Source organism: Xenorhabdus entomophaga (genome assembly GCF_037996725.1).
Lineage (GTDB): Bacteria > Pseudomonadota > Gammaproteobacteria > Enterobacterales > Enterobacteriaceae > Xenorhabdus > Xenorhabdus khoisanae.
In genome coordinates, this window is sequence record NZ_JBBMXH010000053.1 from 12,753 (window position 1) to 30,160 (window position 17,408).

Below are 17,408 nucleotides of genomic sequence, written 5' to 3' on the forward strand. Positions count from 1 at the left end.
CAGGGGGGAGCTAATCAGTCGCTCCCCCCTGCTCTTGCTACCTACAAATCGGCGCGGTCAATGCTGATTTTTAGAAGCGTACTTTCACACCGACACCCACTCCACGTGGCTCCAGCATGTATCCTGAAGACCCAGCCGCACGATCATTGTATTTGTATGTCGGCACACGTCTGTCAAAGATGTTATTTCCGTAAGCAAAGAGTTCCAGATTGTTGGTCGGATTATATGATAAACGGAGATTGGAAACTAAATAGGAACTGACTCGCCACTCGGGATTGTTCTGGTCATTTGAGAAGTAATGATCCACGTAACGAAGATCGCCACTCAGACGAACTTTTTCGGTGATGTTCCAGTCAGCACCGACGTTAAACATGTAGCCAGGCGCTTTAGCGAATTGTTTTCCTTCAAACAAGTTGCCTCGATAATCGGCGAATTTTTTAATTTCGGTATGAAGCAATCCAAGCCCACCGCGTAGGCGAAGATTGTCCAGCGCCCGATAATCTGCCCCCAGCTCAAGTCCATAGGTTACCGCCTTGTCGGCGTTGACAAGGATAGAACCGTTAGGTCTGTCTTTCGTGTAATCCTGTACAGAACTCTGGAACCCCTTATAATCTGTATAAAAGATATTACCGGTTACCAGCAATCGGTTATTGAGCGCTTTACCACGCGCAAACAACTCGTAATTCCAGGCCCTCTCCGGAGAGAAGGTGTAATAGGAATGCCCAGAGAAATTCACACCTGTACCACCCGGCGCATTGCCTTTGCTGATCAGAGTACCGACGGTTATATCGTCAGTAACGTCATAGGCGAGAGAAACTTTCGGCAGAATAGCATGGAACCCTTTGCTATATTCATGATAGACACCAGGTACATAGCTGGTGACCCCTTCATGCTTGACCTGATCATATTGATAACGCAAACCGCCAGTCAGAGACCATTTTTCCGCAAAACGTCTGGTAGTCTCTGAGAAAAGACCGACACTGGTATTAGTCAGATCGGCGTCTGCCTTACCCAATGAATTATCAAGCACATTCCTGGCCTTGTCACGCGAGTAATAGAGCCCTGTCACTCCACTCCAGGTTGAATATTCATCACCAAAGTTCAAACGCATTTCGTTGGAAACATTGTTTGAATCGCGATTCGCGATACCTGGAAACATCTTCGTGAAAGTGTAACGATACTGCGATGCAGAGTATTGGAGCTGGTTGGAAAGCACCATATCGTTTTCGAACGTATATTGAAGATCCAAGATACCGATATTACTGCTGGTCTTAGTTCTGTTGGTGTTTAGGGTCGAGTTTTTCAAATCATTGTAGGGCAATGATGCCGACTCACTGTCAGGACTTTTTGCTGTCATATGGGAGTAGGTCAATTTGACCAACCAAGGACTATCCAACGGTTGCCAAAGTGCCTTAACGCGAACATCCAGATTTTCGAAATCTTTGTTCATATCAGAATCAAAGAAACTGGGATTGGTATATTTAATGAATGTATTTCTGCCGCTGTAATCCATGGCGAGGCGTACTGCGAGATCATCTGTCAATGGGCCATTGACAGTAAAGGAAGCACGTTTCTTTTGGTGGCTTCCGTACAAAATCTGCCCATCGAATTCGGGGGTAAAGGTGGGATCGTTAGTCTTGATAATAACCGCACCGGCGATACTATTCGCCCCCTGTGTCGTCGTTTGTGGGCCACGGAATACTTCTACTGAATTCACGTCCCAAACAGGCCCTCTCCCCGAACTAAATTCTGCGGAGCTGATATAACGCCCATCAACACTGATGGTCGCTCGCGGTATGGGTTTAGAAAGGAAGGTATTTCCTCCTACAAGAGGCCCGTTTGTCTCAATACCGCGAATACTCGGCGCACCTGTATTGCTGGTATAAAGCACATTGGGTGTACCCTGCAAAATATCAACGATGGTTGTCGCCTCTGGCTTACTCTGTATCTCCTGCCCGGAGATAACCGTGACTGAACTTGACGTTCTTTGCAGGGTTTTTTCTGTTTTTTCACCCGTCACCGTGATGACATCGGCGTCATTGTTCCCCGTTTTGTTTTTCTCTGTTTGAGTCAAAGCGATAGCTTGGCCTCCCAAGGACGATAAGGAAAACAAAATCGCACTGCTAAGTAACACTTTTCTGCGTGAAAAAAGCAGATTCCCCATCTTTACACCAATAGGCGCGACTGTCTTTATGGTTATAATTCTCATTCTCATAATCATTAGCATTAGCATTAGCATTCACAGACTAACAATATTATGTTAACCTCCTCATTTGTCAATTGTATATTTGTCAGTTCGTTTCAAATACGGCAGCCACTGCAACGCACATCCGGCGGGCAGCATTAGCCCTCCTATGTGGCATTTAATGGATATTGGCTCGTATTAATACATTGTAAAAAATGACCGTTCAGTTTGATAAAACGAGAAAATCCATGTTGAATATTGATTCAGGAAAGTTATCGCACATACCCGTATCCCGTTATGAAGAACATATCTGGCTACTACAGCAACAAAACCCTGGCCGAATTCTCAAGCAGCTCTCAGCCTGGCGGCTTCATGACAATGTTAATATTTCAATGATGGTACATGCTATTCAGTCTGTTATTGAAGCAATACCGGCTCTGAACGTACGCTATGAGTTAAATGATGACGGTGAGTTGCATAAAACCCGAGTCGTGGGCTGGCAGGCATGCCTTGAGTTTTCCCATGCCAGCTCACATACAGACATGATCAAGCAGATACTGACTGTGCAGGCATCTACTTGGGTCCCTGAGCAGCATCCTCCCTTTAAGATATTGATAATACAAAAAAATAATGAAGTTATTTTATCTCTTATTTTGCACGAGATATTGGCACAAACTTGTCATGAAAACGAGATACTCGAAATACTGATCCGCGCTTATGCCGGTCACTGTGTAGAGCCCCCATCCCTAAAACGTGTCGCCTTACTACCTTTCGACGGAAAAGCGACTTCTCTCGTATCCTGGCTGCGCTGTTGCAATAGTGAGAACAGCATCATTCATTCCTCTTTTGATGTAACAGCCGACCTGAGTAAAGATAGGCTCGCACTGCGTTGGAAAACAGGACTTAAAATTAATGAACTGAAAACGTCCCTTTCCCGCGACAGGCTGCCCCACTGTGTGTCGGCTATGATTTCAGCCAGATTCGCCCAGTTCATTGGCCTGCTCGGCGGTCAAGAAAAGATTGCACTTTGTCTTTTACAGCCGGACGGTTTCCGCCGCATTATTATCGAGTGTGGCATGGCGGAAACACAGATCATCAAATCCGTCATGGATAGGCTTCAGGCGCAACCAGACGAAGACAATCTTCTCTCCGGTACTCTAGTAACAGGGGATGATGAGTCCTGGGTATATGTTCGGTTGTTATCTCGTCCGAACGGTCTGGTTGAACAACAGAGCTTACTGAGCCAGCCCATCCTATTGCCAACCTATGAAATGCGTCCCGATTTTGAACTGGCAACAGAGTGTGAAGGTACAGAAGAAATTAGCCTTATATTAACAACCGGCCAGGCGATTTCCGGTCATACCGGCGAGTTTCTGCTAAATCGTTTTGTGTCATTTCTTAAAAGTGGTGAAGATGCCATTGCGGGTTTAGTCGCGAATTCTGTGCCTGGCACTGCTGTGCATTCTGCTCACAACGCCCCCGGCCAGGAGATCTCTGCTGGTACTGATGAAATAGCAGCGATCATATTGTCAGAGTTCCGTGAAACTTTGGCCGTTACAGATATGACGCTGGATGATGATTTTTTTGACTGTGGCGGTCATTCTCTGCTGGCAACGCGCATTATCGGTAAACTACTCGGCACGCACGGGCTGGAAGTGCACTTCGGTGATTTCTTCAGTCACCCTTCTGCTGCCGCCTTGGCATCACGCGCAGTGATAATAAATCAGAGTAAGGATGCGGAGCCTTCGGCGCAGACGCAAAACGATCGTTTGACGGCACCCTTGGCACTCGCACAAACCTCTCTTTGGAATGCCTATAACGCTTATGAATTTAGCACCATCTTCAACCTGCCTTTCGCGCTGGATTTTCTTGATGAGGTTGACGAAACGCTCCTTGAGCAGGCTTTTTCTGATCTTATCGAGCGTCATTCCAGCCTGCGCACCCTATTCCATGTTCAAAATGGTGAGGCCTGTCAGCAGATTGTCGCCATGTCGGACGTGACCAATGATAAGTGGTTCTGGCGCAGTCACGAAAGCAAAGGTGTACATCTTGATGACGAAGCTGCTTATAAGTTCGATCTTTCCCGCGAATTGCCGATCAGAATACGGCTGATCCGTAATCCAGAAACCGGACGTCAAATATTGTCATTCCTCGTTCATCATATGGTTATTGATGAATGGTCTTTGAACGTCCTGATGGAAGAACTTGCCCAGGCTTATTTAGCGCGTTCTGCTGGTATGGCTCCTGTCTGGAAAAAAACCGCATTGTCATTCCATAAGTTTGCTCTGCAACAGCAGACAGGCGGTTTTAATCAAAAGCATCTCGATTACTGGACTAACATGTTGCGTGATGCAACGCGCGGGTTAGAACTCGACTTATCTGACAACCGGAAGACTATCTCAGCGCATGAAAGTTCGTCAGAGGCCGGCTGGATCGAATACAAACCTAAACCTGAAATCACCCATCGCCTTTATTCCTTTGCTCGGCAAAATAATGCTTCCCTGTTCAGTGTCGTCTACGCTGCAATTGCGCTTTCGCTGCACAAGCTTGGCAATCTGAAGGATATCGTGATAGGTACCTCTGCGTCGGGTCGTACCGATCCCGAAGCCTATGATACAGTAGGTTATTTTACCACCATGGTTGCTCATCGGTTGCAGTTCTATCCAAAGAAACCCGTTAGCACACTGATCGAAGACACCAGAGACACTATCAATAATTCCATGCCGTATGCGGATATACCGCTCGATCTTATTCAACAATCGTTAGGGATGACGCCTGAGGATGGCCTGATATTCGACGTTTATATTCAGATTCATGCCAATAATGCACTGAATGGTGCCCTTAAGACCCCGTCTGGTAACGATATACGCTACCGGCAAATCGATCCCGATAAAAAAGAATCCATGTTCGGTCTTCAATTCGAGATCATGGAAGATGTCATTGATGGAGAAAGAATAATGCGACTGGTGATAACTTACCGTGCGGATCGTTACCCTGAAGAACACGTCCAGCGTATCCGTGAAACAATAGATAAAGTTTTCGCATTCTTCACAACACCTGAGGTTTCAAGCCTCCCCCTTGCTCAAGTCCCTGTGTGATGTCTATGAGGTGATGAACCAACCATTATGGATATGGTTCGGTCAGGGGTGATTTGTTGCCTGACCGGGCCATATAACCCTATTTCGCTCTGAAAGAGAAAATATTATGCGATCTGCTATTACTGTCATATTACTGTGCTTGATGGGGACATCGGCCTTTGCCGCAACGCGGCAGGTCACGGATACTATGGGACGGGAAGTCGTTATTCCTGAGGAACCACAACGTATTGTGGTGATGAGCGAGCCAGCTATCGGTCTGCCCCTAATGGAACTGGGCATTCAACCGGTCGGCAGTTATGGCCGTTCGGAAGATGGCACCTATCAGTTTGGTGCAGATTTTGTCGATAGTGTGCTCGGTAAAGGATACACAAAACCACAGGGTATCAGTTCTGGCCGGGAGATCGATCTGGAAAAACTTTACGCGCTTAAACCAGACCTCATTATTGGAACAGAATTCGATGTCGACAAGGTAAAACAACTTTCAACGGTCGCTCCTGTCTATCTACAAAATTTCCTTTCTGGAAAATTCCATAATTTCAATATTGAAGAAAATCTGGCCAGACTTACCGGACGTGAGCGGGACTTTCAAAAACGGCGGGATATGTATTTACAACGCGTAGCAGCAACACGCGCCCTTTTGCCGGAAAATCTGGCTAATAAGACCTATCTGCCAATCCTTGTAACAGATCAGATCAATGTCGTCGGCGAAGCAACCGGTTTCACTCAAGCATTGGAAGATCTTGGTTTCACCCGTCTGAATCTCTCGGCACAAGGCGGTCTTTCTGCCTCCTCATCTCAACTGCTTTTACAGTTGAGTGCTGACAAATTAGGCGAACTCAATCCGGACGTTCTGGTAGTACTCAACAGTTGGGGCAGTAAGGAGCTCGATGAGAACGCTATTCGCTCCGCACTTGATCGGATTGTGCCTGGATGGACTCACTATATGAAACCCGCTCGCGAAAAACGGATTGTTTTTCTTAACACAGGCGAAGTTTTTACCCCCACGTTTGCCAGTGCGGAACATACTCTCAGAGCCGTGGGAGAATGGGCTAAGACAAAGCAATAAAATGATCCAGCCCGCCAAAGGCTATGTGAATTCAACTTGTTTTTATGCTTGCTCTTACTAATCAGAACTTTTTAACCACATGAATAAACTATGAGAGAATTAACGTCAATGCAGGCAGCCTGCTGGGTCGGGCGTAATGTTCAGACCGATTTGGGAGGCGTTGCCGCGCATCTTTATGCCGAGTTCGACGGCTATGACATTGAGATAGAACGACTTAAACAGGCTCTGGAACGTGTTTGTTCTCTGCACCCCATGCTAAGACTCTGTGTCAACGCGGAAGGGCTTCAGACTGTTACTCCATCCGGTGAGTCGTTATTGCTGGAGATTGAGGATCTTAGGGGATTACCAGCACAGGAGGAGGCAAGGTTACTTCTTGTTAAACGCGTGGAGTGGACCCACCAGAAGCTTGATCTTTCTTCTGGTCAGGCGTCCCGTTTTTCACTCAGTCTGCGGGATGGCGGAAAATTTCGCCTGCATGTCGATACAGATATGATAGCTATCGATCCTTCGGGTTTCAGGGTATTAATGGAGGATCTGGCGATATTTTATGATAACCCGGATCAGCCGGCTCCGGTAATCGCGTCATATTTCAACTGGTGCGATCAGGTACGCACCGATCCCTATCTAAAAGCTGCCCGTGAAAGGGACAGAATCTGGTGGCGCTCACGTATTCCGCACATTCCGCCAGCCCCCGCGTTGCCTATTAACAAAACTTTGCCCAATCAGGCTCGCAGCCATCGGCTGGCGGCATGGCTCCAGCCAGACGAGCGTCAGGCCTTGAAAAGGCTTGCCCGAACACATAGGGTAACCATGTCGAGCTTGATGCTGGGACTTTTCTCTATTGTTCTTGGAAGGCATACCGGAGATAAATGCTTTCGGCTCAATGTGCCGATGTTCTGGCGTTCCCCCCTTGTGGATGGCGTGGAGAGGATCGTCGGTGATTTCTCTAATGTGCTCATCCTCGGCGTGGATATCAATGGAACAGAAAGCCCTGCTGACCTTTGTAAACGGCTTGGCGGGCAACTGACAGATTTGCTCGCCCATTCGGCTTATCCTGGTGTGAATCTGATGCGCGATCTTTCCCGGCATCATGGCGCGACGCAATTGACTCCTGTCGTCTTCACTGCGGCACTGGATATACCGGGGGAAGAGCTTCTTTCAGATCGTGTCAGGCGCGTATTTGGTCCCATGAACTGGGTTATCTCACAAGGTCCGCAAGTTGCGCTCGACGCACAAGTTGCTTCCGCCGACGGTGGTATTCTTATCAACTGGGACATTCGTCTGGATATACTGCCAGAAGAATGGATAACCCCAATGTTTGACAGTTTTATCAATTTCGTCCGTGAAATCGCCACATATCCGCAACGCTTCAATGAGGCAATACATTCGCCCGATGCAATAACAGCCCCATCACCGACAGACAGAATCAGAACCACTGACTCTACTGTAAAAATCGACCGGAAAAACAGCATGGAAAAACCACTAACCTCCCTGCAACTGGCATATCTGCTTGGGCGGCGGGCAGAATTACCGCTTGGTGGCGTTGCGATGCAAGAATTTCGCGAGTACCGCGGCCGCATGGAATTGGCACATCTGCGAAATCACCTGGCGGATATGGTTCAGCGTCATGAAAGTTTGCGCACCCGAATAGATGCAAAGCGACTCGTCCAATATGTCAGCGCAGAAGCGGATATCAATTTACAGCAAATCGACCTGAGCACCCTGTCACGGGAAGAGGCACTCCGTCATGTGGAAAACCACCGTGAAGCATTTGCACATGCGCTTTTCGACTTGGATTGCTCTCCGTGGGACATCACTCTGTTCCGTTTGCCGGAGAATAAACCGGAAGAGGATAATCTGATCGCACTTGTTCGTTTCGACGCACTGATCCTTGATGGACGCTCGATAGCTGCCCTGATGGTAGAGCTTTTCGAGGGCAAGGTATCAATCGTGGCGGATACTGATTCCCCCTTGGATGGGGAAGATATCTCTGAAAGGCGCAAGATGGATGAAGCGTATTGGAAAACAAAGCTTGAGGCAGTCAGCGGCCCACTACGATTTCCGTGGACAAAACCACTGGCACAAATAGGTACTTCCCTCTATGCACGGCAAAGCCTGATTGTAGCACGGGAAGATTATATCGCAGTGTCGAAAGCCGGCGTCAAACAAATGCTTTTCAAGAATTCTACCATCATGACGCTGGTACTTGAGGTTATGTCCCATTGGCTCGAAGAGAAGAGTTTGTTCATCGGCGTTCCCGTCGCGCCGCAGGTATCCGGTGTTTTGTGTAATCGTTCAAGTTTTATTGTGGTCAACTGGAATGCTGAGCTGGGTAACCTTTCTGAGCGAGCCAGCACCCTACAGAACGATGTGCTGGAAGGACTCGAACATCTTGCATTTTCAGGTATAGACATTACCCGGCTTCTGGTTGAAAAGCATGGTGCTGGCCCTGTTTTACCGGTGGTGATTACCAACGGACTTTCGTGGCCGGTATCAGGTCAGGACAGTTGTATGCAGTTGCATAGCGGGCTGACGCAGACACCACAAGTCGCGATGGATATTCGTTTTTCGATCAATGCAGACAAAGCGCTTGTCTTTGACATCGATTATGCCACTGCGGCGATTGAACCGGCTCTCGTTCGAGACATTTTGGGAGCTATAGACAAGGCAATACAGGCCATCGCAGCTTCAGGCGTATTCGCAATTTCGGCGCAGGATATTATCGATACGAACCACTATCGATTGAACGGCATTGAAGCTGATTTTCACTGCGGGCGGTTTCTCAGCCGGATAGCCACCAATATCTTCGACAGCAAAAACACCAAAACGGCACTTATCAGTGGCGACAAGCATGTCAGCTACGCCGAACTGGGACGTAATGTGCGTCGAATAATGGGAGCTTTCATGGAGAAAGGGCTTTCCAAGGGTAGTGTCGTTGCCCTCTGTATGCACCGTGGGCCTGAGCACACGGCTGTGGCCCTGGCCTGTGCGTTGACGGGGGTGATCTGGGTTCCGATAGACGCAGATTCGCCCTCGGAGCGACTGCACTATCTCCTTGAAAACTGCCATCCAGACCTTGTGGTAACGACAAAAAGAGAAGGGATTGAACATCCAGCAGAAACACCTGAAAAACTCTTGTCTGCCGAACCCTTGGCAGAACTCCCGCTTATGCTTGACGCTCTCTCATCAAGCGAAGCGCCCGCCTATTACCTCTACACATCCGGGACAACCGGAAGGCCTAAATGCGTTGTTTTATCCAATAAATCAACTTCAAATGTCATCACCAGCACTCTTGACGAATGGTCCGTAACGCATCGGGATGTCTTTATTTCTATCACGCCTTTGCATCATGATATGTCGGTCTTCGACGTTTTTGGCTGCCTGACTGCAGGTGCGACCCTTGTTCTTCCCGCTATCGGTGAAGAAAAAGATGCACTACGCTGGAACCAGTTAGTTGCCAAGCACAAGGTGACATTATGGTGCTCCGTGCCCGCTATTCTGGAAATGCTTCTCGCGTGCCGTCAGGGGAATGAATTGAAAAGCCTGCGGCTGATTGCTCAGGGTGGCGATTACATCAAACCGGCTGTTATTGGTAGCCTGCGCACACTCCTGCCGTCAGTACGGTTGATTTCGTTGGGGGGGCCAACAGAGACGACTATATGGAGTATATGGCATGACATAGGGCTGGACGACGTTAGCCTGATCCCTTATGGAAGGCCCTTACCGGCTAACAGCTATTTTCTGCTAAACGGGCGTGGCGACCATTGTCCGGTAGGTGTTACCGGCCTTATTCATACGGCAGGCGTCAATGTCGCATTGGGTTATCTGGAAAACGGAAACCTCACCCAGACTGATTTTGTGACCATCAAGGATACGAACAGAGAAGAGATCCGCGCATTCCGGACCGGTGATCATGGGCACTATCGTCGTGATGGCATCATTGTCTTTGATAGCCGTGTCAGCGGTTACGTCAAGGTGCGTGGAGTACGTATTTCGTTGCCTGACATCGAGAATGAACTGGTTCGTCACCCGTCGGTTAAGCATGTTCTTGTTGTGGACTATGGCGAGAAAATGCACGGTGAGACAGCCATCGGCGTACTTTATGTGCCGCGACAAGAGGATGCTTTATCAGGAGCAGAATTGCGCAAATATGCCTGCCAATGTCTGCCTCCATCGCATATCCCAACACGGCTCCTGCCGGTCACCGAATTACCGCTCTCACCAAATGGCAAACCTGATCGCGCTAAAGCACGCAACCTGCTGACGGAATCGGTGCATGAGCAACCGCCTATTCGGCACGACTCTTTCCCTGCGCGAGAAACAGCGATGAAAAAGAAGGTGCTGGAAATCTATCTGGACGTGCTCGGCCAAGCACACGCTAGCCACATCGATGAAGCCAGCGACTTCATCAGCATGGGGCTGCGTCCTCAGCATCTGAAAACAATTTCAGCACGGATCTATGAGGAATTTGCGATCGTGCTTTCGCTCTCTCAACTGCTGCGTTGCCGTAACGTGGCAGAAGTTGAACAACATCTTAATAAAAAACTTTAAAAAACAGCCCGGATTATTAGTATGAATAATATTGACCTGATCGGTATTGGTATTGGCCCCTTCAATCTGGGATTGGCGGCGCTACTTTCGTCCCACTCGGATCTGACCAGCCTTTTCCTCGAACGTAAGCCTGAGTTTCGCTGGCATGAGGGTCTCCTGTTACCCGGTACAACACTGCAGGTTCCATTCCTGGCGGATCTGGTAACGATGGCAGAACCTACACACCCTCTGAGTTTTCTTAATTATCTGCATAAGCATGATCGTCTTTACAGATTCTACTATTATGAAAACTTTCAGATCCCACGCCAGGAATATGACCATTATTGCCGCTGGGCGACTCAACAGCTTCCCTCCTGCCAGTTCGGTGAAAATGTCATTGATGTGGCTTATGATCCGGTTTCCGATAATTTCATTATTGAAAGTCAGCCTCATACGGGACCGACGCATCAGTATTACAGTCGTCACCTTACTATCGGTATAGGAACCGCTCCATTTCTGCCTGAGTGGGCTAAAATCCAGACCAAAGCGCCTATTTTACATTCGGCAGAGTTTATAAACAGACGTGCACAGCTCTCAACGTGCCGGCGTGTCACGGTAATTGGCTCAGGGCAAAGTGCTGCCGAATGCGTGCTGGCGCTCCACAATGCGTTGACGCCTGAAATGATAGAGGCCGGTGCTTCAATCCAGTGGATCACCCGATCTGCCGGTTTTCATCCTATGGAATCGTCAAAACTCGGTCAGGAGTGTTTCACGCCGGCCTACATGAACCATTTTCACAATATAACAAGAGAGAAACGCCGCAAGATCGTGGCGGGCCAAGGGGGACTTTATAAAGGTATCAGCACCTCAACTATCGCAGATATCTTCGACATTTTGTATGAAGGCTCCATCGGCGGCCGTGATCCAGGACTTTTGCTTGTTTCAAACTGCGAAGTCGAGCAGGTAGAAAACACCGGAGACTCTGAGGCGTTGCGGGTCGTTTTTCGTCATCGGCATCTCAATAAAGTCGGCGTCATTGAAACCGATGCTATTGTCGCTGCTACAGGTTATGAGCATACCAGCCCCGAATGGTTAGAAGGACTCAAAAATACCGTGCTTGCAACCGACGATTACGGCGATTTTATTGTAAAAGAGGACTTCAGTGCTCAGCGCCTTGACAAAGGAAAAGGCCTTATTTTCGTCCAGAATGCTGAGATTTTTCAGCACGGTATTGGCTCTCCCGATCTGGGGCTTGGTGCGTATCGCAATGGGATTATTGCCAACCAGCTTCTTGGACGAGAGTATTATCGCTTGCCTCAAAACTCGTCATTCCAGAGCTTTGGTCTGCCAGAGTGATACGATACAGGAGATAAAGATGACATTGTCCTTTGCCGATAAGAACAGGCTAGATGCGTTTTGGCATTACTGTGTTAAAAACCAGTATTTCAATATCGGCTATCCTGAGTCCTCAGACTTTGATTATTCTTATTTACAGAGATTCATGCGGTTCTCTATCAACAATTGTGGTGACTGGGGAGCGGAGTGCAACTATCTCTTAAACTCTTTTGAGTTCGAAAAAGAGGTCATGAAATATTTTGCTGAACTGTTCAAAATCCCTTTCGAAGACAGTTGGGGTTATGTTACCAACGGAGGAACGGAAGGTAATATGTTCGGCTGCTATCTTGGGCGAGAACTATTCCCGGAGGGGACACTTTATTATTCAAAAGATACGCATTATTCGGTGGCAAAAATCGTCAAGTTACTGCGTATCAAATCTTGTTTAGTAGAATCCTTACCCACGGGTGAGATAGATGATAATGACCTGATGCAGAAGATCATCGCTCATAAGGAACCACATCCAATCATCTTTGCCAATATCGGCACGACATTGCGCGGTGCGGTGGATAACATAAAGATCATTCAACAACGTATGCAGCAGGTCGGTATCGCTCGCGAGAATTACTATCTGCACGCCGACGCTGCCTTAAGCGGGATGATTTTGCCGTTCGTAGATAACCCGCAGCCTTTTACCTTTGCAGATGGTATCGACTCCATCTGTGTTTCCGGGCACAAAATGATAGGTTCCCCCATTCCTTGCGGGATTGTTGTTGCAAAACGGAAAAACGTTGAGCGTATTACAGTCGATGTTGATTACATTTCGGCTCAGGACAAGACCATCTCAGGTTCACGTAATGGCCAGACACCACTCATGATGTGGGCGGCCATTCGCAGTCACTCGTTTGCCGATTGGCAGCGCCGCACAAAACACTGCCTGGAGATGGCACAATATGCCGTCAAGCGTTTTCGTGCTGCCGGGATAGACGCCTGGCGTCATGACAACTCCATTACGGTGGTATTTCCATGCCCGTCAGCAGCCGTCTGGAAGAAGCATTGTCTGGCTACGTCGGGAGATATTGCTCACCTAATCACCACGGCACATCATCACGACAGTAGTAAGATCGACGCATTAATCAACAGTGTCATTGCTGAATCGCGCCAGATAGTTCAAGTGCAGGATGCTGTCATGTGAGAGGTAAAAACAACGACATTGGGGCTTACCCTATGATTTTGGTATGCTAGCCAAATCATAACTATTACACTGTAATTTGTTTTATATAAGATAAACTGAAGGAGCATTTAGTGCTTACAGCAAAAAATATCACCGCAACTTACGGCAAGAAAACCGTATTGCATGATTTGTCAGTAGACTTTGCCCAAGGGCGCATCACTGCACTCGTCGGGTCTAATGGCTGCGGTAAGTCGACACTTCTGAAGTCCATCATGGGTTTCATTCCCCTGAAAAGCGGAGAAATTCTGTTGGAAGGTAAACTGATTACAGGGATAAGTCGTAAAGCGCTGGCTCGAAGAATCTCTTATCTGCCGCAGGAATGCCACTGCCCGGATTACATGACATTGGGAGAGTTGATCGAGCTGACTGCTTGTGGGCGCAATTCTCTTTTCGGCGGGCCATCCTCGCGGGATCGCAAATTGTTTCATGATGTATTGGAAATCGTCGGCTTGGCCGATAAGGCAGGCTCTCAAGTCAATTCCCTTTCAGGAGGGCAACGCCAGCGCGCATGGGTGGCGATGGTGCTTGCACAGGACACTGACATCATTCTTATGGACGAACCAGTGAACCACCTGGATATCAAATATCAATACACAGTGCTTAAACTGGTTCGCGATCTCTCACTCCAGCACGGAAAAACCATCGTTGTAGTGCTACATGATTTAAATCTAACAACGACTTTTGCCGATGATGTTGTGATGCTGAATACTGGCAGCGTTATTGCAGCAGGTGCTGTCAATAAAACGATAACGGTAGATAATATCCGGCGCGTATTTGATATTCCTGCCGATATTTTCAGTTACAACGGCAGCCTTATCTGTCAGCCTTATCCGGGCATAAATCACTCTGAAAATCAGTCCGGAGTATGATAATGAAATCCAGACTGTTCTTTATATTCGCACCTTTTGTATTGCTGCTGATCTTTTTTTCTAGCCTCTCTCTTGGCGTGAATATTGCGTCAGTTTCGCAAATTTATGCGGCCTTAACACAACCCGAACCTCAAGACTATGAGCAGGCAGTTATTTTATACCAGCGACTGCCACGGGCCTTGATTTCTGTTTATGTCGGTGCGGTAATGGCATGCAGTGGTCTCGTCTTCCAGGGGCTTATCCGCAATCCACTAGCCTCCTCATCAACATTGGGAATCAATGCCGGTGCGGCACTGTTTGTCATCGTAGGCGCAATCAGCTTTGAGTTCGATCTGACATTACAAGGCATAGCAGCCCTTGTCGGCGGATTATTCGGCTTTCTGTCATCACTTGCAATCTCTCGCCTGGCTGGCGTTAACGGTGTTTCTCGCGACTTGCTACTGATACTGTCAGGCACATTAATAGCGATGCTTTATCTAGGGATAAGCAATGCTGTTCTTCTTGCCTATCCTGCATTACGAACCGAATATTTGAGCTGGTTAGCTGGGGCCATCAATCATGCCTATATCACAAGACTTCACCATTTTGGGTGGTTCGGTATACTGGCCTTAATAGTACTTTTATTACTGGCACGTCCACTGACACTTATTCTGCTCGGTTACGAAAAGGCGCTTTCGATTGGCGTGAATGCAATGCTTGTTTCGCGCATTGCGCTGATTGCAGCCATAGTTGCATCCAGTTCTGCCGTTGCCATATGCGGTCTGATTGGTTTCGTGGGGCTGGTTGTACCCCATATTGTCAAGCCTCTGGTTGGTCAGAATTTTATGCTGTCGCTGCCAGCCTGTGCTCTGACGGGAGCAAGTATTTGCCTGATTGCCAATCTCTGTGCGCAGACACTCTTCCAGCCTTATGTCATACATACCGGCATTCTAATGGATTTTTTGGGAGGGCTGTTTTTTATCTGGATCATCAGAAAGCGCTATCTTTCAGCAACATCGGAGAGATCGTTATGAACTTCGGTCAGGCAACAGACGGACAAAGGGTATTACGTTTCGCCAACGGATTGCAGATGCGTACCCGTGATATAAAAGTCGGTTTATACCTATTTACCATCACGATCATACTCGTGGCTATTTCTTTAAACGTCGGGGTTACGAACGTTGGTATACGTGAACTCACGCATATGCTTTTCGGATATTCCCTTGAGCACCACCAGTTTTATGCACTCTGGGTTGTACGGATACCTCATATTTTATTGGGACTGATGGTGGGTTGGTGCGCAGCCCTTGCCGGAGCTATTTTGCAGCCGATTGCTCGCAATCCACTGGCCGACCCCGGCCTTTTTGGTATAAGTCAGGGATCTATGACGATGATCATAGTCTTGCTGGCGTTTGTTCCTTCCGCACCTAACATGCTGATCGTCCTTGCTGCACTGGCTGGTGGACTGATTGTTGCGTTGTTTTTGACTTTGCTCGTCGGCAATAATCGCGCAAGTGGCTTGGCAATTTTACTGATGGGGATTGCCGTCTCGTCCGTTCTTAGTTCTGTCAGCTCTTTTCTTATTCTCTATCTTCCGACAGAATTATCCTTGAATCTTGCCGGATGGATGCAAGGATCATTGTTTCAGGCCAGTTGGCCAATTATCGCATCATTCATGCCATTATTCTTATTGAGTATTATCGGAATTCTGATCACTGGCCCAGCTTTAAACCGCTATGAGCTTGGAAATGAACTTGCTATGTCCCTTGGGGAGCCTATCAAATACTCCCGTCCGTTGCTGATGATGTTTTCTGTACTGTTAAGCGCAGCATCTGTCACCGCAGTAGGGCCATTGAGCTTTCTGGGGATATTGGCCCCGCATCTGGCTAGCTTTATTTCATCGGCCACAGGCCGCGCCCGACTGTTTCTTTCCGCTCTGGTGGGCGGCAATCTAGTCGTCGCCGCGGATATCATGACGAAAGCAGCACCCTCAGGAGTCTTTCTCCCTATCGGGTTAAGCTTCACACTCATTGGCGTGCCCCTGTTCATCCTGACGATGCGGCTGAGCGCATTACGTAAACGCTGAATATCTGGGGCGTGATATCAATTGGTCATGCATTCAACCCGTTGATGGTTGTGTAAACTCGCCATTTTTTCGGAGAAATTAAATGGCGACGGTGGAAGTAAAATGTCTATTTTGTCAGCAGCGACAGGAACATTCCACCATTAAAACTATGCGGACGATCGTGGTTGTAATAGCCGCCCAAATATTGTGTGATATCCCGTATGGCATCATGGATATCCAGATACCCTTCCGAGGAAACCCATTCACTCTTCAGGCTGCGAAAGACTCTCTCCATTGGGGAATTATCCCAGCAATTTCCCCGTCGGCTCATGCTCTGGATGATTTTGTTTCTCCATAATAAACGACGGAACTTATTGCTGCTGTATTGGCTTCCTTGATCCGAATGAAATATCAGACGTCCCTCAATATGACGGGTCTCGAGTGCATTGCTCAATGATCTGCACACCAACTCGGCATCCGGTGAAGCCGATATCGCCATGCAGACAACACGGCGGGAGAATAAATCTATCACGGGCGCCAGATAACACCAGCCATCACGAATTCGAATATACGTAATGTCACCGCACCACCGAACATTCGGTGCGGCTGCCTATCGCTCCGTGACTTTGGTTATACAGTTCACGAACCCGGATACGCAACTGCATACGTTCCGTGTCAACAGGCCGTTGTCGCCAGTCATAATAGGCACTGCGTGACACTTGAAGCATCTGACATAATTCCGTGACCGCCCATCGGGTGCTCAGCCGTGTGATCAACGCATAGCGCCACTGCGCATCTCGCTCATCAACACGGCCGCCTGCTTTAGGATTTCTTTTTCCATTTCCAGGCGTTTCACCTGTTTTTCTAATGCCTGTATCTGGCGTTGTTCGGGCATCAGTGCCTTGCCTACAGGCGTAATGCCCTGCAGTTCGCCCCCAGGGCAACCGCATGAATGATCAAATAACATTCAGGTTAGAAAATCCTGCTTGTAATACCTGTTCTAAAAACTGAATTCTCATCCAGGCGCGTTTACGTTTCATCCTTATA

9 protein-coding genes and 1 pseudogene are annotated in these 17,408 nt (G+C 48.1%); 8 read left to right on the top strand and 2 right to left on the bottom strand.

Going from position 1 to position 17,408, the window contains the following annotated elements:
• Positions 1 to 70: 70 nt before the first annotated feature.
• The gene (locus AAC854_RS12320) at positions 71 to 2,164 is read right to left on the bottom strand and encodes a TonB-dependent receptor (RefSeq protein ID WP_340617347.1); all 2,094 of its coding nucleotides are present in this window, start codon (positions 2,162 to 2,164) and stop codon (positions 71 to 73) included.
• 269 nt (positions 2,165 to 2,433) lie between these two features.
• Here AAC854_RS12320 and AAC854_RS12325 point away from each other — a divergent pair, with 269 nt between their 5' ends.
• From AAC854_RS12325 to AAC854_RS12360, 8 genes are all read left to right on the top strand, one after another.
• Positions 2,434 to 5,283: a condensation domain-containing protein gene (locus tag AAC854_RS12325; RefSeq protein WP_340617348.1), complete on the top strand. Its 2,850-nt coding sequence runs from the start codon at positions 2,434 to 2,436 to the stop codon at positions 5,281 to 5,283.
• Between the two features lie 106 nt (positions 5,284 to 5,389).
• Entirely contained in the window at positions 5,390 to 6,349 is a 960-nt protein-coding gene (locus AAC854_RS12330) for an ABC transporter substrate-binding protein (protein WP_340617349.1), read from the top strand.
• 90 nt (positions 6,350 to 6,439) lie between these two features.
• Positions 6,440 to 10,900, top strand: a complete 4,461-nt coding sequence (locus AAC854_RS12335; RefSeq protein WP_340617350.1) for an amino acid adenylation domain-containing protein — start codon at positions 6,440 to 6,442, stop codon at positions 10,898 to 10,900.
• Between the two features lie 21 nt (positions 10,901 to 10,921).
• Positions 10,922 to 12,235 carry a putative histamine N-monooxygenase gene (gene basC / locus AAC854_RS12340; protein WP_340617351.1) on the top strand — a complete coding sequence of 438 codons (1,314 nt, stop codon included), beginning with the start codon at positions 10,922 to 10,924 and terminating at the stop codon, positions 12,233 to 12,235.
• A 19-nt stretch (positions 12,236 to 12,254) separates the two neighbouring features.
• A complete protein-coding gene (locus tag AAC854_RS12345; protein ID WP_340617352.1) occupies positions 12,255 to 13,409 on the top strand; it encodes a histidine decarboxylase in 1,155 nt (384 codons plus the stop codon).
• 110 nt (positions 13,410 to 13,519) lie between these two features.
• Complete coding sequence (locus tag AAC854_RS12350; protein WP_340617353.1) at positions 13,520 to 14,317, top strand: ABC transporter ATP-binding protein; 798 nt, start codon at positions 13,520 to 13,522, stop codon at positions 14,315 to 14,317.
• 2 nt (positions 14,318 to 14,319) lie between these two features.
• Positions 14,320 to 15,330 carry a FecCD family ABC transporter permease gene (locus AAC854_RS12355; RefSeq protein WP_340617354.1) on the top strand — a complete coding sequence of 337 codons (1,011 nt, stop codon included), beginning with the start codon at positions 14,320 to 14,322 and terminating at the stop codon, positions 15,328 to 15,330.
• Positions 15,327 to 16,382, top strand: a complete 1,056-nt coding sequence (locus AAC854_RS12360) for a FecCD family ABC transporter permease (protein WP_340617355.1) — start codon at positions 15,327 to 15,329, stop codon at positions 16,380 to 16,382. The genes AAC854_RS12355 and AAC854_RS12360 overlap by 4 nt, the downstream gene beginning before the upstream one ends.
• A 106-nt stretch (positions 16,383 to 16,488) precedes the next feature.
• Here the strand turns inward: AAC854_RS12360 and AAC854_RS12365 are convergent.
• Positions 16,489 to 17,292 (bottom strand): annotated as a pseudogene (locus AAC854_RS12365) (IS3 family transposase); the annotation flags it as partial.
• Positions 17,293 to 17,408: the final 116 nt, after the last annotated feature.